Raw genomic sequence first — 23,942 nt, 5'->3', positions numbered from 1 at the left:
AAGATGAATGATTTAGCCTTTGAGAATCAAAGTTTTTTATGGGGGAACGAAGCCGGCCCTATCCGTATCCTTTCCGAATACCTCCACCCTAAGTCGGAATTCCAAACTCATGGAATCACAGATACCATCGTAGTCTTCGGCTCGGCAAGAATTCCTGCGCCAGAGGCACCCAAACAGAATCCGCCTTCTCCTCTCTCCTCTTTAAGCCATTATTATCAGGAGGCATGTGAGTTTTCACGATTGATTTCTGAATGGGCTGATATTTTGAAACAGGAAAATCCTTCCAGAAATTTGAACATTTGCACGGGAGGGGGACCGGGAATTATGGAAGCAGGAAACCGTGGTGCCAGAGAAGCCGGTTCCAAATCAGTAGCCCTCAATATTGTTCTCCCTCACGAACAACATGTAAATCCTTATGTGGATCCTGAACTTGCCTTTGAGTTTCATTATTTTTTTATGAGAAAACTTTGGTTCATGAAAACTTGCCGAGGGATGATTGCTTTTCCTGGGGGATTTGGAACCTTTGATGAACTTTTTGAAACCTTAACTCTTGTCCAGACCGGAAAAAAAACAAAGATTCCCATTCTATTGTATGGGACAGAATTTTGGACACAAGTGATCAATTTCAAAAAACTAGCCGAGATGCATCTGATTTCTGAAGAGGACTTAAAATTATTTGGATTTGCAGACACACCCGTGGATGCACTTCGATTCTTTCAGGAAAAGATTCGTTTCGAATTGACCCATTCTGAGGGTACAAAAACATAGCGAAACAAGGTAATAATTATGGCTAGAACATGTGTAGTAACCGGAAAAGGAACAACGGCAGGGAACAACGTAGCCCATTCTCATAAAAAGAATCGCCGTATCTGGAAGGTGAATGTAATCACAAAGAAAATCTTTTTGGAAGACGAGAACCGTTGGGTTCGCGTTAAGATTTCTACACGTGCTTTGCGAACTCTTCGTAAAAAAGGTTTGAAAGTGGCAATTAAAGACCACGGCGGCGATATCACTGCTATCACTCCTAAAAAATACGTAGGAATCACTCCAAAAGCACAACCAGCAGCTTAATTTTTTTAAGTTCGCTTGTGGATTGAAACAATCCAGAAAAACACCCAAAATCACCGATGTCTACCGTCTCTTAGAGGCGGAGTTCGGTGAAGTAGAAACTCCCCTTTTTTTCTCCAAACCTTACGAATTGGCCATTGCGGTCATTCTCAGTGCGCAGTGTACGGACGAACGTGTGAACACTGTCACCCCAGAACTCTTTCGAACCTTTCCCACACTCGAATCCTTTGCGAGCGCCCCCCTGGCATCCATTGAGAAAAAAATCTTCTCTACTGGATTTTATAAAAACAAAGCCAAAAGCATCCAAGGTTTTGCGCGTATGGTTTTGCAGGAATATGGCGGAAAAATTCCAGACACTATGGAAGAAGCCATCAAACTTCCTGGGTTTGGAAGAAAGACCGCCAACGTAGTACTTGCAGAAATTTATGGGGTGGTGGAAGGCTTTGTGGTGGATACCCATGTAAAACGCCTCACCAAAAGGCTGGGTTTCACTAAAAAAACAGACCCCGTACAAATTGAACGGGAGATGATAAAAATCACTCCTAAGGAGATTTGCCGAAACCTATCTCTGTACCTAATATTTCTCGGTCGTAAGAACTGCCAGGCCCGCCGGACATTTTGTTCGACTTGTCCTCTTTCTTCCCTATGTCCTTCGTTTTCAGAGTAGGTTTCTCTAATCCTTCCTCGGTTTCTGATTCCTTTCTTTGTTTCCAAGAACGATTGCGATCGGCTAAGTTAATGGACTCCAATTTATAATCCAAACGAATCAGATTTCGTTTTCGAAAGAATAGGTTTAAAGTTCCAAGCCTTCCGTAGTCTTTGGGGCATTCAATTTGGTGGACATTGGCAAGGTAACGAAACCGGGCTTGTGGTTTTCCTTCCACAAGAAGAAAGAGGGGAAGCTCTGGATGGTTTTGCCAAGGCAGGAGAGGAATCTTTGTTTCATCATCCGGGCCCACATAAACGATCCATCCATCATAATCCTCAATATTTTTGACATCGATGAGTTCTTGGATGGAACCTAAGCCAAGTTTTACGGGTCCATGGTTCATCTCTCTTGGTTTTCCAAGGGTAAATCCATCAAAAGGAAATTCCAAAGGTTTGTCTTTAGGACTAAAAGGGTACAACATGTACCCTTTCCCTCGTTTCAAATCCAAATCCATTTTTTCTCGTTCCACAAATCCAAGTAGGGCACTAAGTCCCCCGCGACCTTCCTCATCGACATGAGTGAAGAGTTCTTTCCCACAATGGAAAAAAATCCGTAAGGGTCGGTCTTCCAAACTGGGGTGGGCATTTGCGGTAGTGGTGAGTGCGGAAGTGAGAAAAATCCCGAATGTAATGAAGGATACGGAGAAACTACCAAGAAATGAAAGACGGATATTCATAAATTAAGACCTTGGTTCTAAGAACGGAAGAAATCGAATCAGAATGAACCAAAAAACCTTTTCTCTGTCTAAACTATGGGCTGAAAGGATGCCATGAACTTCTTTAAAAACCTACTTCTCTACGCTAAAATGGTAAAATTTTCCCACACACTCTTTGCCTTGCCCTTCGCTGGGATTAGTTTCCTCCTCGCCTATTTGGAATCCACTTTGGATACGGGGGATTTACTTCGGATTGGGGCCCTTGTCCTTGTATGTATGGTGAGTGCTCGTAGTGCCGCCATGGGTTTCAATCGTTATGTGGATTCAGAAATTGATGAAAAAAACCCACGCACCCAAAACCGGGAAATCCCTTCCGGAAAAATTTCCAAACTTTCGGCTCTCCTCTTTATTGGTTTGTCCTCGTTTATATTTATCTTTGCTAGTTTCTTTGTAAATAAACTAGCCTTCTTACTTTCTTTTCCAGCCCTCTTTGTTTTATTTCTGTATTCGCTCACCAAACGTTTCACTCTTTTTTGCCATTTGGTTTTGGGTTTTGCGATTTCTTTGGCACCTCTCGGTGCTTGGATTGCGATCACAGAAACCATCAATCTAGTCCCCATTTTATTTTCTCTAGGACTTCTTTTTCATATATCCGCCTTTGATGTGTTATATGCAATCCAAGATATGGACTTTGATGCGAAAGAAAACCTACATAGCATTCCCTCTCGTCTCGGCGAAACTAAATCAAGAGCCATTGCTGTTCTCCTCCATATCCTTTCTTTTGTATTTTTTATCTTTGCTGGAAGTAGCGCAGGTCTTGGGGTAATGTATTTTCTGATTCTATCTGTGATTGGAGTTTTAGTTCTGTATGAACATAAAATTTCTTATCAGTACAAATCTAAAGACTTGCCTATGTTGTTTTACCAAATCAATTCCTGGATCAGTGTGGTTTTATTCCTTGCGATTCTCTTTGATAAATGGAATGAATTTTTACTGAAAGTCTCTTCGGGAATTAGTTTCTAATGAAACTTGTAGTGGGCCTTGCAGGGGCCAGCGGTAGTATCTATGCCGCAAGATTTCTGCGAGCTTTGTCTGAAGTAGAAGGTGAAACTTATATTACAGCAAGTCCTGCGGCGTTACGTATTTTTTCCGAAGAGTATGAAACCAAAGTGGAATCTGCTGAAGACATCCTTTCTTTTGTAGAAACGAAATGGGAAACCAAACCCAAACACAAATTCCATGTTCGCAATTTTTTTGATATAGGATCTGACATTGCCAGTGGATCCAACCGTTGGGATGCGATGGTGGTGGTTCCTTGTAGTATGAAAACTGTGGCTTCTATGTCACAAGGTCTCACGGAAAACTTAATCGAAAGAGCCGCAGATGTATCTTTGAAAGAAAGAAGAAGGCTGATTGTGGTTCCGAGAGAAACTCCCTACAATCGGATTCACTTAAAAAATCTTTTGGCACTAGATGAAGCAGGGGCTATCATCCTTCCTGCTTCCCCTGGGTTCTACCAAATGCCAAAAACTTTGGATGACCTTGGCGATTTTATTGCAGGAAGGATATTCAATCTCCTAGGAATTGATCAAACTCTTTATCCTAAGTGGGTGGGGTAAAGTTTCTAAAGTAAGCGGTAGGTTTTCCATTCTCGCCTAAACAGACATAGGTGATGTCACTTTCGATCACTGCCGACATTTTTCCCGTTTGTGGGTTGTTGGTAATGGCCAAAGTCCGAGACGTGACTGAAGATTTTCCGTATTTTACGATTTTTCCATAGATTTGGATGATGTCTCCGGCCCGGGCAGGCGAGCGAAATACCACATTGTCCATACTCATCGTGACAATATTGGTATAACGAATTTTATTCATAACATACATTGCCATCCCCTCATCGATCCAGGAGAGCATTTTTCCCCCAAAAAGATTGTTATGGTAGTTCAAATCGTCAGGTTGGACCAGGTGTTGGGTGACCAGTTCCATATCGCGGAGTTTGTTCTGAATCGTGTCGACCATAAATACCAAAAAATATGTTTTCGATTTATTCGATACCAAAAACCCTAGAGAAAAGATTTCCGACTTATGCACTCTTATTCTCACAAAAACATTTTAGACACCCTCCAATTTTCCAAAGAGGACTTAAACTTCCTCATTGAAAAAACACAAAAGATGAATCTACTTCAGGAATCAGGGAAGGCCTTCGGAATTCTGAATGGAAAACTTCTCGCCTCCCTGTTTTTTGAAGCGAGTACCAGGACAAGGCTCTCCTTTGAAGCCGCCATGGAAAGACTCGGGGGAAGGCTAATCTCAACCGTGGGATTTCAGTTTTCTTCCATCTCAAAGGGAGAAACTCTTTATGACACCATGAAGATGATTGAGGCCTATGTGGACATCGCTGTCATTCGTCATCCCGTGGAAGGATCATCTCGGATTGCGGCAGGGGCAGTGAACATTCCTGTCATCAATGCAGGAGATGGTGCCGGCCAACACCCCACCCAAGCCCTTCTCGATTTATATACGATTGTTTCTGAAAAAGGAAAGATCGATGGACTGAACATAGCTTTCATCGGGGATTTGAAATACGGACGTACCATCCACTCTCTCATCAATCTTCTCCGGCATTACCCGGTTCATTTGTATCTCATCAGTCCTGAAGAACTGAGACTTCCCGAAAAATACAAAAAGAATTTGGAAGGGTTTCCTATGACCTGGGAAGAAACCACGGACATCAAAGCTTTTTGGGATGCCGATGTAGCCTATGTCACAAGGATCCAAGAGGAAAGATTCCCCGATCACAGAGAATACGAAAAACTAAAAGATATTTATAAAGTGAATAAGGAACTTGTCCTTGCTTCCAAAAAAGATACAACCATTCTCCATCCACTCCCTCGTGTGAATGAACTCTCCACAGATGTAGATGACCTCCCAAATGCAGCTTACTTCCGTCAGGCGAAGTATGGTGTGGTGGTCCGAATGGCATTACTTTGTCTTAGTCTCGGAGTGGATTTTGACTAAAAAGATTTGGACATTAGCGGAGGCAAGAGAAGTCCTACCACTCGTGCGAGACATCACAAGAGAATACTATTTAAGAGCCAGTGTTCTGGCTGATGATGTCCGGAACAAACTCCTCCCAGAAAATGTTCTAGAAGCCAAAGAAGAAGAAATAGGTGAGATTGTAAAACATTGGACCAATGAAATTTTGACAATGAATATTGATGTCAAAGGATTGTGGCTTGTTGATTTTGACCATGGCAGCGGGTTCTATTGTTGGACTTGGGGCGAAGAAGATGTGTTATACGAACACGGTTATCATGAAGGATTTAGATCGAGAAAACTCATAGAGGAAAATAAAGAAGAAGATGACTCAGATAAATGAAAACTATTTAAAATTGAAAGCAGGGTATTTGTTTCCGGAAATTGGAAGAAGGGTCAAAGCTTATTCCGATGCCAACCAAAATGCTAAAATCATCCGTCTCGGGATTGGAGATGTCACTCTTCCTTTGGCACCTACCATTGTGAATGCTATGGTTGACGCAGCCAAAGAAATGGGAAGCTCCCAAGGTTTCCATGGATATGGCCCAGAACAAGGGTATTCCTTTCTCATCCAAAAGATTATCGCACATGATTATACGGCTCGTGGGGTTCAAATCGCAGAAGATGAAGTCTTTGTATCTGATGGATCTAAATGTGACTGCGGAAACATCCAAGAGATCTTTTCTTTGGATAGTAAAATTGCCGTAGTGGATCCTGTGTATCCGGTTTATGTGGATACAAACGTAATGGCGGGTCGCACGGGGGAAGTCGGGTCTGATGGACGATATGCAAATATCATTTATATGCCTGCTACAGAAGAAAACAATTTTGAACCGGATTTTCCAAAAGAAAAACCAGACATCATTTACCTTTGTTATCCAAACAACCCTACCGGGATGGTGGCAACTAAGGCTCGTTTAACGGAGTGGGTGAATTTCGCCAAAAAAATCGGCAGTATCATTCTTTATGATTCCGCTTATGAATCCTTCATCCAAGATCCAGAAATTCCAAAATCCATTTATGAAATCCCTGGTGCCAAAGAAGTGGCTATGGAATTTAGATCCTTTTCTAAAACTGCGGGCTTTACGGGAACACGCTGCGCTTATCTTGTAATTCCAAAAGACTTAAAAGGAAAAACAAAAGGCGGGGAGGAGATTAGTTTTAATTCCCTTTGGAACCGTCGCCATACCACTAAGTTCAATGGAGTGTCATACGTAACACAAAAAGGAGCCGAGGCAGTTTTTTCAACCCAAGGGCAAGTCGAAATCAAAGAACAAATTTCCTACTATATGCAGAATGCCAAACTCATCCGAGAAGGATTGGTAAAGGCGGGGTACACCGTATTTGGGGGAATGAACGCTCCTTACATTTGGCTGAAAACCCCTAATGGACTCAAATCTTGGGAATTTTTTGACAAACTTTTGGGAACAGCACAAGTGGTCGGAACCCCTGGATCGGGATTTGGACCTGCGGGAGAGGGATATTTTCGACTTTCTGCCTTTGGAAAGCGGGAAGATGTCATTTCTGCCATAGAACGAATCCAAAAAATGTAAAATTTAGTCCTGGTTTTTCCTGTAGCTCCGATATATAAAACAAGGTAGAGCTATGGGAAAATGGAAATTCATCCTCTTTTTTGCAATGGTCGTGGGTCACATCTCACATATCAGCGCAGTATCTCCAGAACAAACAAATCTGGGGATTTTAATCTTTGAAAACAAAGAAAACTTAAATTTTATCAATGTTGCTCTCAGCAATTTGGCACCTTCCCAAGAAGAGGCGCAAAGCTCTGGCCAACCGGGAGCAGAAGCTCCAGCTGCAGATCCTTCCAAAAAGAATTTGGACTTTGATTATTTCAAACTCCTAAAAGCAGCCAACCAATCTGATTTTAGTGGAAACATGTGGTACTTACAAAGTAACTATGTGCATGGATTTCGCCAACTCCGCCAAGCCCAAGGGGAATTGAAAAGTATCTTTGAAATCGTTCTACAGAAATACATTGAAGATGCAAGGGCACTTCTTGAAGCAGCAGCTCCTACCATCATTCGTTCCAATGACAATAACGCCAAAGCATTGTTACGTTTAGGTTTTCGAGACTTACGTTCTTCCGAAGATCTTTACACTACAGGTCTTAACTCAAGCCCTCACCAATACCGATACAAACTGACTCTTTATAAAGAAGGGATTCTTAATTTGCGTCGTGCCAAACGTTTTGCTATCCTTGCGATGATTTATAGCAAAACACCGGATGAGGACAAACCAGAATACCAATACCGTTCTAACGAAGATTTGAAAGATGCTCGTAACGAAGAAAAACAACGTAACTACGAGAAGGTGAGAGATACTCTCATCAACTTCATTGAAAATAAAAGAATGGAAAGAACGATTGTCCCTCCAGGAAATCCTGATGCAAAACCTTTGGATCTTTTGGAACAACATGATGACAACTATGGTCTCATCACTTCCAAAAAATTAGATTTGTTAATGGAAGCCAATGCTCAAATCAAAGAGACAGAAGGGGCAAGACGTGAGTCAGTTCCTCCTATTCCTAAGTTTGATGAAAACGGAAAAGCTATCTACCCAGAAGAAAAGAAAAAATAATATGAAGTGGATTACCAGTGTTATCATCTTTGTTTTTACACTCTCACTTGTGGCCAAAACCACAATGTCTTATAGGGAACGTAAAAAACAATTAGATGGAAAAATAACACTGGTTCTCGATATCAAAGAACAATTGAAGTTGGAGCCAGAAATTGGTAAAACTTCCATTGAAGCCATTCGCACACAAGTGGAGGAGACCTACCGAGCTGGCAATCGAGTGGAAATTGAAAAAACTCTTTCTATTGCTGAAGGGGATCTTCTTGTTACCCAACGTAAACTCTGTTTTCCTATGGAAGAATCAGCAAATGGACTCTACCAAAAAGCCATGGGACAATGGATTCTTCTCGAAGGAGAAGATAAAACTGGTGCCAAACCTTTGGAATGGGATACTAAAGAAAAAATCCAAAGGTATCTTGTGATGGCAAAAAGTGAAAAAGACCATGCAAAGGAATACTTTTTGTCAGGGAATTACCAACTTTCGCTCCACACATACAAACGTTCGCTAGTTTACAGTCTTATGTCTTTACGATCGCAAAAAGTAGAGATCCCCGAAGAATACCAAACGGCAGATTCCGTTTGGGTCCAACCGATTTGGATGGGCCTTCATAAACAAAAGCAAAACACGATTCAAGAAAACTAAAAATTTCGATTTTCACTGATACTAAATCCCAAAGAATGACTGCTTAGTGAAGTTCGAATCACTCTATCGTCATTTTCTGCTGACAAGGGCCACCCACCTTCCTGTGATTTCGGAGGAGGGTGAGTTATTGGGCCTACTTTCCAAAGATCGTGTCCACCGCGAGTTGTCCGATTTGGGAAGAGAAAGGGAAGACCTGGACGAAATTCCCTTGGAAATCCTCGAAACAGAACTCCACGAAAACCTACTTTTATTTTTTAAAGAATCTACCCAGATCCCTGTCATTGGCCTGGACGGAGAAAAAAAAGACAATTGGGACAAACCTAGGTTCCTTGCCGCCTTTACTAAATTAGATTCTTCGCATATTCGCGATCCCAAATTAGAAGAAATCGAATCAAAACTCGAAAAAAAGAGAGAAAACGCTGACTCTGTCCAATGGTTTATGGAACTCATCCTCTCCCATTTTCCAGATGGGCTCATTGCCACGGACGTCACCGGTTCCACTGTTTTTTATAACGAAACCTTTGAGAATGACATTCTCACCAAACCATTGTTTCGTGATTCACTCCAGTTGGCGGAAAAATACCTCCACAATCTCAATAAAGAAGTTCTCGCATCTTATTTAAAAGACCATGATATGAGTTTGGGTAAGGATGCTGACACTAATGTTTTGTATGCGAACGTCACAGAACTTAGAGTTACACTTAGAATCGTTACTCTAAAAAAAGAAAAAAAGGTCTTTGGGTTTTTATACCATTTTTCTCCGTCTTCTTTTGCCAATCCAGCGGAGAATGGACAGTCTGAATTCCCGAATTTAGACGAAGCATTTCGTTCCAAACTTCCCTTGGAGTCAGTTTTGGAGGAAATGGAAGCACATTACATCCATAAGTCGCTGGGAAGAAATTCAAACAATATCTCTCATACAGCAACGGAGCTCGGTGTTCCAAGAACTACTTTGCAAAACAGAATTCGATTTTTAAAACTCTCGGAACGTTTCCGCAATGAAACCAAGGTGAAAACCGTGATCCCAAGAAAACGCTCGGAGAAACCAGATACAAAGCCAAAAAAAACAGCAGAGAAGAGCAAACCACTTCCCTCTAAAAAGGCCAAAATCCTTAAAAAATCAGTAAAATCTTTAAAATCGCAAGGCCCGGCAAAGAAACAGAATAAAAATCAAACCCAAGCGAGAAAAAAGACAAAAAAAAGACGTTGACGAAAATGAGGGAAAAACGATTTTTTCCTTACCGTTTGAGAAAACACCTCCGCACTTCGCTGTTTCCCTTGCATACTTAACTTGCACAAATGGTTTCCCAAATTTAATCAAATACTCTAACAATCAATGTAGAACAATCTATGGCATCACGCAAACAAGACGAAATTCAAGTTAATCCCCCCGAAGACCAAACCGAATATACAAACGGCATCATGGACCAAGAAGATGGTTCCGAACCACCAAAACAATTTAAGAAGAAAAAGGGCCGATACGAAGGTCCCATTCCTCCACCACTTGATTTAGTAGAACTCAAGAAAAAAAACATCAACGAACTAGCTGACCTTGCGAAAGGTTTGGGAGTGGAAAACACTCATGGACTAAAAAAACAAAATTTGATGTTTGCTCTTCTCCAAGCACAGACCGAAAAAGATGGTCAAGTGCATGCAGCGGGAGTGATGGAAAGACTTCCCGATGGTTACGGTTTCTTAAGATCACCTGACTATAATTATGTGCCAGGTCCAGATGATATTTATGTATCTCCTTCTCAAATTAAACTGTTTGGCCTTCGCACGGGTGATACAGTAACTGGGCTTATCCGTCCTCCAAAAGAAGCAGAAAGATTTTTTGCCATGCTTCGAGTGGAATCCATCAACGGTTTCCCAGTAGAAGTCGCTCAAAAAAGAAATTTATTTGATAACTTAACACCGCTTTATCCAGACGAAAGAATCAATATGGAGTTTGATCCAAGCCATTTGGACACTCGAGTCATTGATCTTATGTGTCCGATTGGAAAAGGACAAAGGGCTCTGATTGTAGCACCACCTAGAACGGGTAAAACGGTTCTTATGCAATCCATTGCCAATGCGATTACAAGAAACCACCCAGAAATCTTTCTCATTGTACTTCTCATTGACGAACGTCCAGAAGAAGTAACCGACATGGCTCGGCATGTGAAGGGGGAAGTGGTGAGTTCGACTTTTGATGAACCAGCACAACGCCACGTCCAAGTAGCGGAGATGGTCATCGAAAAAGCAAAACGTCTCGTGGAACATGGAAAGGATGTGGTCATTCTCCTTGATTCCATCACAAGACTTGCCCGTGCTTACAACCAAGTGGTTCCGACATCCGGAAAGATTCTTTCTGGTGGTGTGGATTCCAACGCCCTCCACAAACCAAAACGTTTCTTTGGAGCAGCACGGAATATTGAAGAGGGTGGTTCACTCACTATCATCGCTACAGCTCTCATTGACACTGGTTCCCGAATGGACGAGGTGATTTTTGAGGAATTTAAGGGAACGGGAAATATGGAAATCCATTTAGACCGAAAACTCGCTGACAAACGAATTTTCCCTGCCATCGACATCAACCGATCGGGAACAAGAAAAGAGGAACTCCTACTTCCGCAGGATACCCTCACTCGAGTCTTTATCCTCCGAAAAGTACTTTCTCCCATGAGTATCACCGAAAGTATGGAACTATTGATTGAAAAAATGCGCGGCGCGAAGACCAACGACCAATTCCTCGCCAGCATGAATACGAACTAAAAGGGCCACCATGAAAACTGACATACATCCAAAATACGTAGCTGCCAAAATCAAATGTGCTTGCGGTACTGTGATCGAAACTAGATCCACTGCCGGGGATATCAGTGTGGAAATTTGTTCCAACTGCCATCCATTTTTCACTGGAAAATCCAAACTATTGGATACAACAGGCCGCGTAGACAAATTCAAGAAAAAATACAAAATGAAGTAAGAGCACCTGCTCGCGTCCGTCTAATCATAAACAGGGGGAACACTCATGGCAGTAATGGACTTTGCTCGCTACAAAGAAATCAACGACCAAAGGATGAATTACCGTGAGATGGACGATGCTACCGTCGTCTCCTACTACCGCAACACAGGTTGCGGGGACGGATACCGCATTTATTTAAAGTTAAACGATAGTTTGGTTGTGGAAGACGCAAGTTACACCACAACAGGCTGCGGGTTCGGAATTGTGGCTCTTGCTATGGCCACCGAATACGCTAAAGGTAAATCCCTTTTAGAACTGAAAAACCTTACACCTGAAACTTTAGAAACTCTCTTTGAGTTTCCTGAAAGAAGAAAAAACTACCCAGAATCCGCTGTAGCTGCTCTCAAAAAAGCTGTAGAAGATTATGAATCAGGGCAAGGGGTTCCGAAAGAAAACCGTATCACAAAATCCCAAACAATGGAACTCCTTCATAACCAAGGCCATCTTCGGGAAGCCAAGTTATCCAGTGTTATGTTGGAAAAAGAAAAGTTGGATGGAGTGGATTTCAGCGGTGCTGACCTTCACAATGCCTTCTTGCAAAACTCTAGTTTTGTGGGAGCCAACTTTCAAGGTGCTAACTTAAAGGCTTCTTTTTTTAATGGTGCCGATCTAAGAAACGCCAATTTTCGTGGTGCTGACTTACGTTTTGCCAAATTAGCTTCTGCCAAGATCGAAGGTGCTGATTTTACAGACGCCATCTATGACATTGGAACCCGAGTGGATCACAGTCAAATGTACATCTTTGATGTCATGAAAAAGGCGGGTAAGGACCTCTATCTAAAAACAGAGGGTGAGGAATGAAGCCAGGCGATAAGGCAAAATTGACAAAACCAACATTCCTAAACAAAGGAATTTTTATCTTTACCGGTTCCACAGTGGAAATCAAAGAAATCCAATCAGACAAAGCTATTGTTGTTTATAATGATAAAGAAGGCTATCCCCACGATTTAGAGATGAATCTAACGGATTTGTCCCCTCTTTCATAAAGCCGATTTTCTTGACACAAATCCAGAGAATCGTAACGTATTGTTAATCCAACTATGTTGATTCTAAGCCACCGTCAGGAAAATCACCTGCTTCTATCGATCCAAAGGGATGTCCTGATGGAAAACTCGAGAGAGTTTTATCAAGAATTTGAGAAGGCGATTGAAAGTCAGAATTTTGGGAAATTGACGATGGATTTCCATTCTGTAAAGTTTCTCGACTCGAGTGGAATCGGAGCTGTGATCAAAGCATCTTCTGCCCTTCACAATCGTGGCGTAGAAATCTTCGTAACCAATTTGAATAAAAATCTAAACTCTGTGTTTCGTCTTTCTGGACTCAATCATATCCTTTCCATTTTGACGTTGGATGAATACCTTTCTAAATTTCCGGAGTTTCAAAAAACTCTAGAGGCATAAGCGTAATGAAACTCTATCGAATTTTCTCTCTCTTAGTTCTATCAATCACTTTGAATTCCTGTGCTTCAGGTGTTAAGTCTAGATCTTTACTTTTTCGCAGTAATGAATTTGCAATCTACACAGTTGCTCGAGATAAAATCAGCTTAAAGTCAGAAACCTCTGTTTCAAAGACATTCGCCCATCCTGTGGAAATCACAGAAGATAAGGTTCTAGATTTACTTGGGAACATTCGATTTCGTGAAGAAAGTTCTTACGGAGACGTAAACAGATATATCTTCGAAGAAAAAGAAATCAAAGAGTTCGCTTTGGATCTTGTCGATGGTTTGCAAAAATTAAAACCAGACCAACTGCTCCTTGTTATTTCTAAGTACAACCCAGTGCGGTCAGTAGTTTCCCATTATTCTAGAACAGGTTTTTATATCTGGTCTACTGAAACCTCGATAGAAATTCTTTTTGGGGAACTTCAGAAAGAAATTTCTTATGATGAACAAGGAAATTATTTTGACTGGTCCAATATTCCAGACATTCCTTTTGAACATTTTCCTCAATCCACATACATTCTGCAGGGTCCTGGTTTTTCTTTTAAAAAAGTCTCTGGCTTTCGCAATAAACATTGGTTAGTTTTCGATAAAGCAGATTTGGCAAAATTGAAATTTGAGAAAAGAAAGAAAACTACCATCCCAGAAGTGACAAACTCTGTTGATGCAGATCTTAAACCTGAAAAAAGAATTTCTCGTGATGAAGAAGAAGGGATTATCAACGGAGACTAAAACAATAGTCTTCGCTTTTAGTCTTCCTTTCTGATAACGGTTCTGTCAGTTTGAATGCTACCGTCAGTTCCTAAATAAAAATGAGTTTTCCCTATCAGGGAATTGATTCCCATGCGGTAGTTTTTTCCAGCACCAAAACTTAGGTCTACACCCGGAAATACTTCTCTTTCCACATCCACATAGGCTTCTGGATTTGGCTCGTAAGAGCCAAGGGCAGTTTCGAATTGTTTGGTTTGTGCTTCTAAAACTTTTGTGAATTTTTCGTTTGCATCTTTTAGTTTGGTGATGGTTTCTTTTTCTTCGAGTGTCAGATCTTTTTTCTGACTTTTTTCTACAAGTTTTGTAAGTGTTAGTTGGACTTTGTGAAGAGTGATTTCTTTGTCTGCAATTTCCTTTTTCATCCGATTGAGTTCATCAAGTAACTCCGGTGGAGTTCCAATTGCCACTTTGGTTTTGGTTTCCACTACGGCACCGAGTTTGGCACAGGTGAGAGAGTTTCCAGCAATGACTGTTCCTCCAATGACTTCTCCCCGGCCTCCTACAACGCGGATAAAATCTTTGGCAGAAAGTTCGGAATGCATGACTGCTTCTTCCACAAAGATACTCCCTTGGGCTGTGAGTTTTCCTTGTTCCACAAATTTGGCGTAGATATTTCCTTCAGATTCTATATAACCTTCGCCCCTTCCCATAAACCCGCCCGATAAAACAATATCACCTTTAGCTTTGAGAAATGCCTTACCTACAGAATTTCGGATGATGATACTTCCGCTTGTGGTTAAGGAAAAGCCATCTCCAATCTTTTCTTCTACGATGATGGTTCCAGGAAAATCAATATTGCCCGTGGAATAGTCAACGGCTTCTAGTTGGATCACTTCATCCACTTTGATTTCCCATGCTGTCGATAGAACGGGTCGGCCTGCGATTTTAGCGTACAGTTTGTCCCCTCTCAGTTCCACGTTTGGTCCCAGATTCCAATCGACTGTTTTTTCTTCTTGGTAAGGGATCATGGATCCGTTGACGGTTTTCCCAAACTCGCCTTTTTTGGGAGGGATTCGTTCGGCAATCAGATCCTCTGGTTTGACAGATTGGATGACTCCAATGTTTTTATAATCAATACGTCCATGTTCGTCCTCTTCTAACTGAGGTTTGTTGTCTGACCTAAAGTAAATTTTAATTTCTCCATCCTTTCCAGGAATCGGTGGATACCCTTTGGCGATCGTATAGGGAACAAAAAAATCTGGATTTTTTACCTGGTTTTGAATCACTGAATCAATAATCCCAACAGAGATTCCAACGGAAGCTATCTGTTCGCGTAACTGGTATTCGCTGAGAAGTGCTCCCCCATGTTTGGGTGGATGGAGAACCATTTTGGCTTCCATAAGATCTTCGGAGATTGTAATGTCCGCATACGAGCCTATCGGATCGCCTTTGGACCAGGTTCCAATTTCTACAGGTTTGTTCTCCGCTAAAGCTACGGCTCTTTTGATTTGTTCTGAGTTATAACCTTCAACACCAAAGAGTTGGACCCGTGCTAATACGTCTTTGTAATCTACTTTTTTTCCTTTGGGGCCAGGTTTAGTGATTTTTAATATAGCTTTGCCAGCGGAATTTTCGATTTGGAAGTAACCGTTTTCGTTCGCTTCTAAATCTTGGAGGATTCTATCTGTATAGGAGTCTGGGCCTGGCATTTAATTGTATTCTAATAAGTGAGAAACAACGTCTTCCTCTCCATTCGTTTTTAGTTCTAACTTGGGAGTCATAGAGTCGATTGTATTAATTAGAGTCAGCACTTCCTCAAATTGACAAGAAATTATTCGGGTGAGATCGATATAAGCCGACCGAAAGTAAAGATCGAGCGCATTGACCAAATAAAGATATTCAGCAAAATCACCACGATCCGTGTAAAGAATCGGAGTTTTTGCATAATAACATTCTGCGAGAATTCCGTATCCTGGTTTTGTGCAAACATAATCTGCAGCTGCTACGAGATCGGGATAGTGAGAAACTTCCGGCACCAAGATTCCCTCTGTTTGAATTCCCGGCACTCCATAAGCAACTAACTGGATGGATGGGTTGAGGTTTTTTGTTTGTAGCAGGGTCCCTTCCAAACCGTAAGCTCCAAAGGATAAAAGAATATAAGTAGTATCGTCTTTAAATCCAAATTTTTGTCTGGCTTGTAATTTGGAAAGGGTAGGTTTTCTTCCCACAAGACCGATGTTAGTTGAGTCTAAGAAAGTAGGCATGGGGCAAGAAAAAGGTAAAATGAGTGCTTCTGTGGCAAAGCCATATTCCACCTGCAACTGCTCACTTAAATTCCCAAAATAGGAATCGTCTTTGGCATAATTTTTATAAATAAAATCCCAAGTAAAGTTACCGAGAAATATACTTTGGATTCCTGTTTCTAAAGCAATGGTGATGGGAAAAGAAGAACTATCGGTTAGGATGATTGAGATTCCATTTTTTTTGCAGTATTCTGTTTCTTCTTTTAAAAGTTGGTTTTTGTTTTTTTCAAAGTCCTTTAGTTCTTCTTTCGTCGTTTGTAAATCAATGGAGAGAGAGTTTTTTTGCGAAACGCCGACATCCAGTTTAAGATCTCGTGTCTTTAATTTGGTATGGGTAAAACCTAAAAAGGAAATTCTTGTGCTTACTAAATGAATTTCTTCGATAAACTCTGACTGCAGTAGACGTTTGATGATATTTCCAGAGCGACTGATATGTCCAAACCCATGGCCAGAAATATAAAAATAAATTTTCATTTGTTTCTTTGTCGGATGGATTCGTATAAAACGATTCCGCACGACATGGCTAGGTTGAGTGAATCTGCTTCTCCGAACATGGGTAAGTGGAGAGTGTCATCAGAAAGTTCCTTGGCATCATTACTTAGGCCGTATTGTTCACTTCCAAAAAGAAATACGGATTTCTCTTTCATATTGATAGATGTATACAATGTTTTTCCTTCCGGTGTAACGGCATAACGTTTGTATCCTTGGTTATGAAACTTGGTAAGGACTTCTTTTAATTCTCCAATATAAACTGGTAAAGTAAAGATGGTTCCGGTACTGGCACGAACTACGTTGGGATTAAAAAGATCAATTCTAGGATCGGTGACAATCACAAGGCCCACTCCAGCACCTTCTGCAGTTCGTAAAATAGTACCTAGGTTTCCTGGTTTTTCTACACCTTCAATGATAAGGATGGGATTAGTATCCAACGATTTAATTTTTTCCCAAGGGACTGTGGCATCGGGTGTTTCCGCCACGGCAATGAGTCCATCGGGCCTATCTCTGTAAGAAATTTTTTCAAAAATTTTACGAGGAAGTTCGAAGACGGGACAATGGACTGACTGGATCAATTGTTCTTCGTTTTCGCCTAAAAAACATTCAGGAGAGATAAATAAACTTGTAATGCTGACCGGTAAACAAGGGATAGGTGACGTAGGGTTACTTGCGATTGCTTTTTTGATTTCCCGATACCCTTCGATAAAGAATTTCTTTTCTTCATCTCGGTTTCTTTTTTCTTTGAGTCCCGCTACCCATTTGACCTTTGGATTGGAAAAACTAGTGATGTATTGTCTTCTGTTTGGCATGGGGCTTACAAAAAATGTTTTTTATTTGGTGAAGAAAGTACAAAATCCAGCCGGGTATTTTTTTCCCGATCTTTCCGGAATGAATAACTCCGATGTTTGGTAGATCCCTTTGGTTTTGATTCTGGAAGACAAGATCCTTTCTAATGTTAGGGGACTAAATCCTTGGCTATGACAACTGAGAATCACAAATTCTGGTTTGGAATCTGATAGTTCCATAAGGGCATCCATAAGTTCCGATAAGTTCTCTTCAATCTTCCAAACTTCTCCTTTGGAACCACGACCAAAACTCGGTGGGTCAAGAATGAGGCCTTGGTATTTTTTCCCCCGTTTGATTTCCCTACGGATAAATTTCATTACATCATCCACAATCCAACGGACTGGTTTCGAATCGAGTCCGGAGAGTTTTGCATTTTCCCTAGCCCAGTCCACCATTCCTTTGGATGCATCCACATGGCAGACACTCATTCCGGCATCCAAACAGGCAAGAGTGGATCCACCCGAATAAGCAAATAGGTTTAAGACTTCGAGGCCTTGTTTCTTTTTACCAATCTCTCGGATGCGGTTCCAATTGGTTTCTTGTTCTGGGAAGAGGCCAATGTGACCAAAAGGAGTGAGTTTGATTTTGAAGGTTAAGTTAGAAAATTCTATGGTAAAACTTTCTGGAACTTTCTTAAGAAAATTCCAATGTCCGGCACCGGAATCATTTTTGATGTACTGTGCATGGAGGTCGTTCCAAATTTCAGGAGTTGCTTTTCCATAAGCAGAAGTAGGGGAAGAACGATGGAGTTTGTAACCACCTACAATTTCCAATTTGGATAAATCACCTGAATCCAAGAGTTCGTAACTTTTTGTCATACCAATTCCAGAAAAATAAACGTTAGGTCGTCGTCCCACTCTTTTATTTCGGCTTTAGAAAACGACTCTAAATCCTGGATGAGTTTGACTTTGAATAGATGGTTGGGCAGTTCCCGGTTGGTATGTAAAAATTCCAATAATCCAGATTCCCCATACATTTTTCCTTCTGGATTAAAACATTCCAAAACTCCATCACTTAGAATAAGGATTCTGTCCTTGGGCTCGACTCTGTAGGTAATTTCTTCGATTTGAATTTCGGGAAAGACTCCAATGATTTTTCCTTTGGGATGGACTTTGATGATCTCACCACTGGCTCTCTGGAGATAAGCACTGGGGTGGCCTGCACGTCCAAACCGCCATACCTTTGTAGATGTATTGAGATAAACATAAGAGGCTGTTACATACTGAGGATTGCAGTTCCCGTATAACACGCGGTTCATGCCTTCTAAAACTTGTTTGGGGGAGGAGATATTATCCTTTTGGGTGGTGAAGGCCACTTTCCCCATGGCAGAAATGAGGGAGGCCGGAATTCCATGTCCAGAAACATCGCAAAGCACAATGCCTATTTCATAAGGATTGGGCGAGAAGTATTCATAAAAGTCACCACCCACGTCTTTCATCGGTAAGATATAAATTTGGATTTGTAAGTTCGTTACATTGGGAATGGTTTTCGGAAGGGACTGCATGAGAATGTCCCTAGAGATTTTTCTTTCTTTTCTAAGGCTTGTGACTTGGGCAAGGGCCATATCTTTTTCTTGGCGTAACAATTGGATTCGGTCTGCCAAGGCGAATGCAAACAAAGTAATGTCGGCAAGAGATGCGATAGGAAATAACATCTCTTCTAAAAATGGATTGGAAGGAAGGATCCCAAATTTGAGTAACCCATAGACAATGCATGTAAGAAGTAGTAATACAAAGGCGATAGCAAAATAATAAAAGGAGCGAATTCGCCTCCAAATTCCCCAGACAAGAACAATCAGTAAACTGATGCAGATCAAAACTGAAAGCCAACTCACTCCGATGGATGATTGTGAAATTCCACCAAACAAAGCGACTGCGGCATTTAGTAGGGATAAAATTCCCAAAACTTGATAGAAGCGAGCCACTTTCGGAATTCGGGCTTTCAGTTTTAAAAAATGGGACGTGAATAAAACAAAGAAAAAAAGGCAGATACTAAAGAAAGCAGGGATACCAATTCGTTTCCAATAATAAGAATCAGGAACAAAAAAATACCCCCAAAAACCCAAAAGTGAAAGTTGACCGAGCCCAAAAAACAAAACATAGCCAATATAATAGAAATAATTTCTATCTCTTACAAAAAAGGCAATTGCAAGATTATATAGAATGATGATTCCTAAACTTCCAAAAAATAATCCGTAGATCCATTGGGTAATGTAATCTTCTCTTTGGAGATTTCTTTGGTTAGTAAAAACAAAAGCAAATTGTAGAGAGATGTCGGATCGAATGGCAATGAGAATGGTTTCTTTTTCGTGTCCAATTCGAAAAACAAAATTCCTATGCGGAATTTCTCTTTGGAATACGGGTTGGATATGACCTGACTTGGACACTACATAAGTATTCCCATCATTTTTGTGAAATAGTTCCACAGAATCAATGTTATGTGCTTGGACCAGAAGTAATGGATATTTGAGGGGATCGGGAAAATCTTTGGGATCTAGTTTTAACCAAAGGGTACCTTTTAAAAAACCAAAATTTACAAAATCATCGGTTACTTTAGTAAATTCTCCAATTTTTAAAACAGATTCAATAGGAACAGAAGAGGTGGAATCTATCCAATAAGTGAATTTTGTAGTGTAGATGATTCTTTCCCCAATGTCGCTTGGTGTTTCTGAAAGAATTGGCTTTGTAAAAGAGAGAGAGGAGAGTAAAATTAGAAAAAGGATTCTTTGCCGAGATTTTTTTTTCAATTTATAGGTCTGGGACAGGGGATCATTGATCATTACCCCTGTCCTTATTTCATTTAGGTTTTAAGCCTGTTTTTTTGCAGTTTCGTAAGAAATTTCTTGTGGGCCAGTGTAAATTTGTCTTGGTCGACCAATTTTTAAACTTGGGTCTTCAATCATCTCTTTCCACTGTGCAATCCAACCCGGAAGTCTTCCCATAGCAAACATCACTGTAAACATGTTGGTAGGAATTCCAAGAGCTCGGTAGATGATCCCAGAGTAGAAGTCAACGTTTGGATAGAGTTTTCTTTCTACGAAGTATGGATCGTTTAGTGCTGCTTCTTCCAATTCTTTAGCAATGTCAAGAAGTGGGTCTTTGATCCCAAGTTTGTTTAGAACTTTATCACAAGCTACTTTGATGATTTTGGCACGAGGGTCAAAATTTTTGTAAACTCGGTGACCAAATCCATTCAATCGGAAACTGGAGTTTTTATCTTTGGCTTGTTCTACGATTTTTTTAACCGAGAGTCCGCTTTTTTTAATTCCTTCCAACATTTCCAATACTTCTTGGTTGGCTCCCCCGTGACGAGGTCCCCATAGTGCAAGGATTCCAGCAGAAATCGCACCATACAAGTTGGCAAGAGATGACCCCACCAAACGCACAGTAGACGTAGAACAGTTTTGTTCGTGGTCTGCGTGAAGGATGAGAAGTAAATTCAAGGCAGAAACAATTTCTGGATCGATGTGGTAATCTTCCGCAGGAACCGCAAACATCATGTTCATAAAATTAGATGCATAATCTAACTCGTTGAGCGGGTGGATGATAGGTTGACCTATGGATTTTTTATACGCATAAGCGGCGATCGTTGGGAACTTTGCAAGGAGTCGAATGATGGAGATTTCTCTGTGTTCCTCATTCATTGGATCATAACTATCTTGGTAGTATGTAGATAAACATCCCATCATACAAGACATGATTGCCATCGGGTGTCCATCTTTTGGAAAACCGTTAAACAGGCGTTTGAGATCCTCATGGATCATTGTATGATTAGTAATGGAAGTATTCCATTCTTTTAGTTGTGCGTCGTTTGGAAGTTTGCCGTAGATGAGTAAATAAGCTACTTCAGTAAAAGTAGACTTAGCGGCTAAATCATCAATAGGAATTCCACGGTAACGTAGGATCCCTTGTTCTCCATCGAGAAAGGTAATCTCACTGGTGCAAGCACCTGTATTTAAATAACCGGAATCAATCGTAACATAACCGGACAATTGGCGGAGTTTAGTAATATCAATTGCCTTCTCGTTTTCACTTCCTACTAAAATCGGAAGTTCGAACTCTTTTCCATCCACTTTCAGAATTGCCTTTTCGGACATATCTTCTCCTGTATATCTCTGTCTATTTCAAAGGATAGACAGAGGAAAGGGTGGGGAAAAGCCATTTTTTACAACTTATGGTATTTTTTCATGATGTCATAAGCGTAGAAGTTCGAAACCACGATGCGACAGTAATCTCTTGACTCTTTGTAAGGAAGGTCTTCTAAAAAATGGTTAAAATCACCGGAGTAAACGGACTTCTTCCATTTTCGCAAATTTCCAGGTCCACCGTTGTAGGCAATCGATGCCCATTTTAATTCATTCCCGTTGGACTTCAAAAGATAGGCTAAAAATTTTGTCCCCAACCGGATGGAGGTTTCCGGATCGTAGAGGGAGTAGGAGGTGACCCCCATCCGGGATGCCAACTCCCGACCTGTGGCTGGCATAATTTGCATGAGGCCCCGCGCGTTGGACCTCGAGGTAGCCGTTTCCTTAAAAAAGGATTCTTGTCGCATGAGAGCATAGACCTTATCTTCAGAGATATCGTTTTCATTGGCGTAACGAGAGACAATACTTTGGTGAGGTCTAGGATAGATCCGGACAGAAATAGACGTTGGGAGAAGGATGGGATCATCGGGGATAAAATGTCTTTTTAGTAATGACCTGGTATGAAACGCAGTATAATATGTGTTATAAGTTAGGTCGCCGATACCTACTAAAATCTCATCCTTTTCTTCTTCGGAAAGATTCTCCCTTTTTACGTGAAAGTTGACAAGACTTAGGCCCAAACTATCTTCTCCGACGCGGAAGTATTCTTTGGCAAGATTCAAAAGTTTATGTCCTTGGATCCTTGAGCTCATCCCTCCGAGTTTATTTCCTAATTCATAAGAATCTTTCGGATACACAAATCCTAAATTGCGGCCCAGGATGGCATAGGATTCTTCCGGAATTCCTGCAGTATAAGAAAGGTATTCAAAAAGATACTCTTTGTTATACGTGGGATTGTCTGGTTTGTTTGATTCTTTGATGATGGATAAAAATTCTTCACGGATCACACGTGTGTAATAAGAGCCTGGGCAAAGGGCATAATAACGTTTGAGTTCTTTTTTTAATTTTTCTATGTCACCATTTTCTTTCAAAGCACGTAAATACCAATAGACCAATCGGCCCTTAACGGGGAGGTTTGGAATTTCAGCAAGAGCTCTTTCAAATTTTGCAATAGGAGCGTAGTCTGATTTTTCCCCTTTTCGATCCACAAGGTATTCGATGAGTCGGTCTTGGTAAAAAAGGTTAAAGGGATACTTTCCTAAATACAAAATTAGATTTTCAAAATACAACTCCCTATCCCCCAAACGGTCGTAAGATGCGGTGAGTACTCGGTAGTATCCTGCATCTTTTCCTGGAAATGTTTTTAAAAGTTCAATGGCCGCTTGGAATTTGTTTTGTTGGTACAAAATATCGGCAAGGGAGACGATCCATGAAGAATCCATATCCACAAAGATTTTGTTGGAACGTAAAACTCTAAATAATTCGTTTGTTTTCCCTGTTTTTGTTAAAATAGAAGTTAGGTGTTTGAAACCTTCATAATAAGCAAGTCTTGAGGAAAATAGTTCGGGCCTAGTGCGAAACAATGCTTCTTTGTCATTATGACTGATTGCTGGAAGAAGAAGGGTGATCTCGGATGGGGCCAGTTGCAAAATACTTCCCGAACCTTTATATTTGGACCAATCAGCAGCAACCATCTGCACTGTGGAATCAGAAAGTCCTTCTCTTTGTAGAAGATTGATCCATTCTTCTACAGCTGCCTTTTCATCACCTAATATGAGTTTTGCTTTTCCGTATCTATATTGTGTGTCCCCCGTGAGGAGGTATCTTCTGTGGGATTCTTGGATGGAGTTAATTTTATCTAAAATCTCTTTCCATTGGTTGTTTGCAGCAAGGAGGCGTACCAGTTCATCCAAGAGGCGGCGACAAATGGGATCCTCTTCTAAGTTCAATCGGTTTAGAAATTGGATTCTTTCGGCAGGGGTAAGGTAGTTTCTTTGGGTAATTTCTGTGTATAACTTCCAATAACTCAGTTTGAATAGAGTGGTTTGAAAGGGCATAGTTTGTGTAAGGATTTTTCTTACTTCTTCTTCCGAAGATTCTGCGACAAAAACGCCGCGCACGAGAGAAATCAAATACCGAAATCGTTTCTCCTTGTCCCCGTTAGGTGATTTTTCGTGAAATTCGATAAGGCTATACACTTCACTTTCGCGAGAAGGATTTGTATTTCTAAAATGGTTTTCGATTTGCCCCCACTGGTGGGATTTGATTAGATATTGAAGGTCAGTTTCCGCAAATAGGGATGTTGTGAAAAAGAGAAGAATTCTACTTGCTAACCAAAAATGCCTCATGCATACTTCC

General features: G+C 40.9%; 25 protein-coding genes. 17 read left to right on the top strand and 8 right to left on the bottom strand.

The window, feature by feature from the left end; all coding sequences use genetic code 11:
* Positions 1-3: 3 nt before the first annotated feature.
* The 5 genes from LEP1GSC195_RS09325 to LEP1GSC195_RS09300 all read left to right on the top strand — a co-directional run bounded on the left by LEP1GSC195_RS09325 (position 4) and on the right by LEP1GSC195_RS09300 (position 4,051).
* Positions 4-768, top strand: a complete 765-nt coding sequence (locus tag LEP1GSC195_RS09325) for an LOG family protein (protein WP_015680808.1) — start codon at positions 4-6, stop codon at positions 766-768.
* A gap of 18 nt (positions 769-786) precedes the next feature.
* Positions 787-1,071 (top strand): 50S ribosomal protein L28, encoded by a 285-nt coding sequence (gene rpmB / locus LEP1GSC195_RS09320; RefSeq protein WP_015681407.1) that lies wholly within the window; start codon positions 787-789, stop codon positions 1,069-1,071.
* A 22-nt stretch (positions 1,072-1,093) separates the two neighbouring features.
* The gene (locus LEP1GSC195_RS19525; RefSeq protein WP_084597403.1) at positions 1,094-1,735 is read left to right on the top strand and encodes an endonuclease III domain-containing protein; all 642 of its coding nucleotides are present in this window, start codon (positions 1,094-1,096) and stop codon (positions 1,733-1,735) included.
* Positions 1,736-2,546: 811 nt separating this feature from the next.
* A complete protein-coding gene (locus LEP1GSC195_RS09305) occupies positions 2,547-3,455 on the top strand; it encodes a UbiA-like polyprenyltransferase (RefSeq protein WP_015682492.1) in 909 nt (302 codons plus the stop codon).
* Positions 3,455-4,051: a UbiX family flavin prenyltransferase gene (locus LEP1GSC195_RS09300; protein WP_015681248.1), complete on the top strand. Its 597-nt coding sequence runs from the start codon at positions 3,455-3,457 to the stop codon at positions 4,049-4,051. Before LEP1GSC195_RS09305 ends, LEP1GSC195_RS09300 begins: the two co-directional genes overlap by 1 nt.
* Here LEP1GSC195_RS09300 and LEP1GSC195_RS09295 read toward each other — a convergent pair.
* Complete coding sequence (locus LEP1GSC195_RS09295) at positions 4,035-4,448, bottom strand: acyl-CoA thioesterase (protein WP_040507044.1); 414 nt, start codon at positions 4,446-4,448, stop codon at positions 4,035-4,037. The two genes, LEP1GSC195_RS09300 and LEP1GSC195_RS09295, sit on opposite strands and share 17 nt — an antisense overlap.
* A gap of 66 nt (positions 4,449-4,514) precedes the next feature.
* Here LEP1GSC195_RS09295 and pyrB point away from each other — a divergent pair, with 66 nt between their 5' ends.
* The 12 genes from pyrB to LEP1GSC195_RS09235 all read left to right on the top strand — a co-directional run bounded on the left by pyrB (position 4,515) and on the right by LEP1GSC195_RS09235 (position 13,877).
* Complete coding sequence (gene pyrB, locus LEP1GSC195_RS09290) at positions 4,515-5,447, top strand: aspartate carbamoyltransferase (protein WP_015681182.1); 933 nt, start codon at positions 4,515-4,517, stop codon at positions 5,445-5,447.
* Entirely contained in the window at positions 5,440-5,808 is a 369-nt protein-coding gene (locus tag LEP1GSC195_RS09285) for a DUF2203 domain-containing protein (RefSeq protein ID WP_015681830.1), read from the top strand. The genes pyrB and LEP1GSC195_RS09285 overlap by 8 nt, the downstream gene beginning before the upstream one ends.
* The gene (locus LEP1GSC195_RS09280; RefSeq protein WP_015682296.1) at positions 5,792-7,018 is read left to right on the top strand and encodes an LL-diaminopimelate aminotransferase; all 1,227 of its coding nucleotides are present in this window, start codon (positions 5,792-5,794) and stop codon (positions 7,016-7,018) included. The genes LEP1GSC195_RS09285 and LEP1GSC195_RS09280 overlap by 17 nt, the downstream gene beginning before the upstream one ends.
* 52 nt (positions 7,019-7,070) lie before the next feature.
* The gene (locus LEP1GSC195_RS09275; RefSeq protein ID WP_015681921.1) at positions 7,071-8,063 is read left to right on the top strand and encodes an adhesin OmpL37 family surface protein; all 993 of its coding nucleotides are present in this window, start codon (positions 7,071-7,073) and stop codon (positions 8,061-8,063) included.
* Between the two features lies 1 nt (position 8,064).
* Positions 8,065-8,703: a hypothetical protein gene (locus LEP1GSC195_RS09270; RefSeq protein WP_015682730.1), complete on the top strand. Its 639-nt coding sequence runs from the start codon at positions 8,065-8,067 to the stop codon at positions 8,701-8,703.
* Positions 8,704-8,749: 46 nt separating this feature from the next.
* The gene (locus LEP1GSC195_RS09265) at positions 8,750-9,913 is read left to right on the top strand and encodes a helix-turn-helix domain-containing protein (RefSeq protein ID WP_040506613.1); all 1,164 of its coding nucleotides are present in this window, start codon (positions 8,750-8,752) and stop codon (positions 9,911-9,913) included.
* A 140-nt stretch (positions 9,914-10,053) separates the two neighbouring features.
* Entirely contained in the window at positions 10,054-11,457 is a 1,404-nt protein-coding gene (gene rho, locus LEP1GSC195_RS09260; RefSeq protein ID WP_015681801.1) for a transcription termination factor Rho, read from the top strand.
* Between the two features lie 10 nt (positions 11,458-11,467).
* Positions 11,468-11,668 (top strand): 50S ribosomal protein L31, encoded by a 201-nt coding sequence (gene rpmE / locus LEP1GSC195_RS09255; RefSeq protein ID WP_002989271.1) that lies wholly within the window; start codon positions 11,468-11,470, stop codon positions 11,666-11,668.
* Between the two features lie 45 nt (positions 11,669-11,713).
* Positions 11,714-12,508, top strand: a complete 795-nt coding sequence (locus tag LEP1GSC195_RS09250) for a pentapeptide repeat-containing protein (RefSeq protein WP_015682583.1) — start codon at positions 11,714-11,716, stop codon at positions 12,506-12,508.
* Entirely contained in the window at positions 12,505-12,693 is a 189-nt protein-coding gene (locus tag LEP1GSC195_RS09245) for a hypothetical protein (RefSeq protein ID WP_015680850.1), read from the top strand. Before LEP1GSC195_RS09250 ends, LEP1GSC195_RS09245 begins: the two co-directional genes overlap by 4 nt.
* A gap of 117 nt (positions 12,694-12,810) precedes the next feature.
* Complete coding sequence (locus LEP1GSC195_RS09240; RefSeq protein WP_051122362.1) at positions 12,811-13,107, top strand: STAS domain-containing protein; 297 nt, start codon at positions 12,811-12,813, stop codon at positions 13,105-13,107.
* 5 nt (positions 13,108-13,112) lie between these two features.
* Positions 13,113-13,877: an LA_1326/LA_4305 family lipoprotein gene (locus LEP1GSC195_RS09235; protein WP_015681484.1), complete on the top strand. Its 765-nt coding sequence runs from the start codon at positions 13,113-13,115 to the stop codon at positions 13,875-13,877.
* Positions 13,878-13,894: 17 nt separating this feature from the next.
* Here LEP1GSC195_RS09235 and LEP1GSC195_RS09230 read toward each other — a convergent pair whose 3' ends face one another.
* The 7 genes from LEP1GSC195_RS09230 to LEP1GSC195_RS09200 all read right to left on the bottom strand — a co-directional run bounded on the left by LEP1GSC195_RS09230 (position 13,895) and on the right by LEP1GSC195_RS09200 (position 23,932).
* Positions 13,895-15,565 carry a DUF342 domain-containing protein gene (locus LEP1GSC195_RS09230; protein WP_015681844.1) on the bottom strand — a complete coding sequence of 557 codons (1,671 nt, stop codon included), beginning with the start codon at positions 15,563-15,565 and terminating at the stop codon, positions 13,895-13,897.
* The gene (locus LEP1GSC195_RS09225) at positions 15,566-16,633 is read right to left on the bottom strand and encodes a glycosyl transferase family 1 (RefSeq protein WP_015681479.1); all 1,068 of its coding nucleotides are present in this window, start codon (positions 16,631-16,633) and stop codon (positions 15,566-15,568) included.
* On the bottom strand, positions 16,630-17,463 hold the full coding sequence (locus tag LEP1GSC195_RS09220) for a TrmH family RNA methyltransferase (protein WP_015681995.1): 834 nt from the start codon (positions 17,461-17,463) through the stop codon (positions 16,630-16,632). Before LEP1GSC195_RS09220 ends, LEP1GSC195_RS09225 begins: the two co-directional genes overlap by 4 nt.
* A 21-nt stretch (positions 17,464-17,484) precedes the next feature.
* Positions 17,485-18,318, bottom strand: coding sequence for a class I SAM-dependent methyltransferase (locus tag LEP1GSC195_RS09215; protein WP_015682802.1), 834 nt, complete (start codon positions 18,316-18,318; stop codon positions 17,485-17,487).
* Positions 18,315-20,279, bottom strand: a complete 1,965-nt coding sequence (locus tag LEP1GSC195_RS09210) for a 7TM diverse intracellular signaling domain-containing protein (RefSeq protein WP_015680558.1) — start codon at positions 20,277-20,279, stop codon at positions 18,315-18,317. The genes LEP1GSC195_RS09215 and LEP1GSC195_RS09210 overlap by 4 nt, the downstream gene beginning before the upstream one ends.
* Positions 20,280-20,306: 27 nt before the next feature.
* Positions 20,307-21,596 carry a citrate synthase gene (locus tag LEP1GSC195_RS09205; RefSeq protein WP_015681197.1) on the bottom strand — a complete coding sequence of 430 codons (1,290 nt, stop codon included), beginning with the start codon at positions 21,594-21,596 and terminating at the stop codon, positions 20,307-20,309.
* Between the two features lie 68 nt (positions 21,597-21,664).
* The gene (locus tag LEP1GSC195_RS09200) at positions 21,665-23,932 is read right to left on the bottom strand and encodes a lytic transglycosylase domain-containing protein (protein ID WP_015681783.1); all 2,268 of its coding nucleotides are present in this window, start codon (positions 23,930-23,932) and stop codon (positions 21,665-21,667) included.
* Positions 23,933-23,942 lie beyond the last annotated feature (10 nt).

Origin of the sequence: Leptospira wolbachii serovar Codice str. CDC, assembly GCF_000332515.2 — a bacterium.
Lineage (GTDB): Bacteria > Spirochaetota > Leptospiria > Leptospirales > Leptospiraceae > Leptospira_A > Leptospira_A wolbachii.
Note: the sequence above shows the minus strand (reverse complement) of the source record. Positions and strands in the feature narration are given on the sequence as shown.

Excerpts from the sequence above, each read along its gene's own strand:
- LEP1GSC195_RS09240 (WP_051122362.1), top strand. The coding sequence starts at position 12,811 with ATGGAAAACTCGAGAGAGTTTTATCAAGAATTTGAGAAGGCGATTGAA.
- LEP1GSC195_RS09300 (WP_015681248.1), top strand. The coding sequence starts at position 3,455 with ATGAAACTTGTAGTGGGCCTTGCAGGGGCCAGCGGTAGTATCTATGCC.
- LEP1GSC195_RS09200 (WP_015681783.1), bottom strand. The coding sequence starts at position 23,932 with ATGAGGCATTTTTGGTTAGCAAGTAGAATTCTTCTCTTTTTCACAACA.
- LEP1GSC195_RS09210 (WP_015680558.1), bottom strand. The coding sequence starts at position 20,279 with ATGATCAATGATCCCCTGTCCCAGACCTATAAATTGAAAAAAAAATCT.
- LEP1GSC195_RS09235 (WP_015681484.1), top strand. The coding sequence starts at position 13,113 with ATGAAACTCTATCGAATTTTCTCTCTCTTAGTTCTATCAATCACTTTG.
- LEP1GSC195_RS09215 (WP_015682802.1), bottom strand. The coding sequence starts at position 18,318 with ATGACAAAAAGTTACGAACTCTTGGATTCAGGTGATTTATCCAAATTG.
- LEP1GSC195_RS09245 (WP_015680850.1), top strand. The coding sequence starts at position 12,505 with ATGAAGCCAGGCGATAAGGCAAAATTGACAAAACCAACATTCCTAAAC.
- LEP1GSC195_RS09270 (WP_015682730.1), top strand. The coding sequence starts at position 8,065 with ATGAAGTGGATTACCAGTGTTATCATCTTTGTTTTTACACTCTCACTT.
- rho (WP_015681801.1), top strand. The coding sequence starts at position 10,054 with ATGGCATCACGCAAACAAGACGAAATTCAAGTTAATCCCCCCGAAGAC.
- pyrB (WP_015681182.1), top strand. The coding sequence starts at position 4,515 with ATGCACTCTTATTCTCACAAAAACATTTTAGACACCCTCCAATTTTCC.
- LEP1GSC195_RS09225 (WP_015681479.1), bottom strand. The coding sequence starts at position 16,633 with ATGAAAATTTATTTTTATATTTCTGGCCATGGGTTTGGACATATCAGT.
- LEP1GSC195_RS09250 (WP_015682583.1), top strand. The coding sequence starts at position 11,714 with ATGGCAGTAATGGACTTTGCTCGCTACAAAGAAATCAACGACCAAAGG.
- LEP1GSC195_RS09275 (WP_015681921.1), top strand. The coding sequence starts at position 7,071 with ATGGGAAAATGGAAATTCATCCTCTTTTTTGCAATGGTCGTGGGTCAC.
- LEP1GSC195_RS09280 (WP_015682296.1), top strand. The coding sequence starts at position 5,792 with ATGACTCAGATAAATGAAAACTATTTAAAATTGAAAGCAGGGTATTTG.
- rpmB (WP_015681407.1), top strand. The coding sequence starts at position 787 with ATGGCTAGAACATGTGTAGTAACCGGAAAAGGAACAACGGCAGGGAAC.
- LEP1GSC195_RS09325 (WP_015680808.1), top strand. The coding sequence starts at position 4 with ATGAATGATTTAGCCTTTGAGAATCAAAGTTTTTTATGGGGGAACGAA.
- LEP1GSC195_RS09205 (WP_015681197.1), bottom strand. The coding sequence starts at position 21,596 with ATGTCCGAAAAGGCAATTCTGAAAGTGGATGGAAAAGAGTTCGAACTT.
- LEP1GSC195_RS09305 (WP_015682492.1), top strand. The coding sequence starts at position 2,547 with ATGAACTTCTTTAAAAACCTACTTCTCTACGCTAAAATGGTAAAATTT.
- LEP1GSC195_RS09230 (WP_015681844.1), bottom strand. The coding sequence starts at position 15,565 with ATGCCAGGCCCAGACTCCTATACAGATAGAATCCTCCAAGATTTAGAA.
- rpmE (WP_002989271.1), top strand. The coding sequence starts at position 11,468 with ATGAAAACTGACATACATCCAAAATACGTAGCTGCCAAAATCAAATGT.
- LEP1GSC195_RS09295 (WP_040507044.1), bottom strand. The coding sequence starts at position 4,448 with ATGGTCGACACGATTCAGAACAAACTCCGCGATATGGAACTGGTCACC.
- LEP1GSC195_RS09220 (WP_015681995.1), bottom strand. The coding sequence starts at position 17,463 with ATGCCAAACAGAAGACAATACATCACTAGTTTTTCCAATCCAAAGGTC.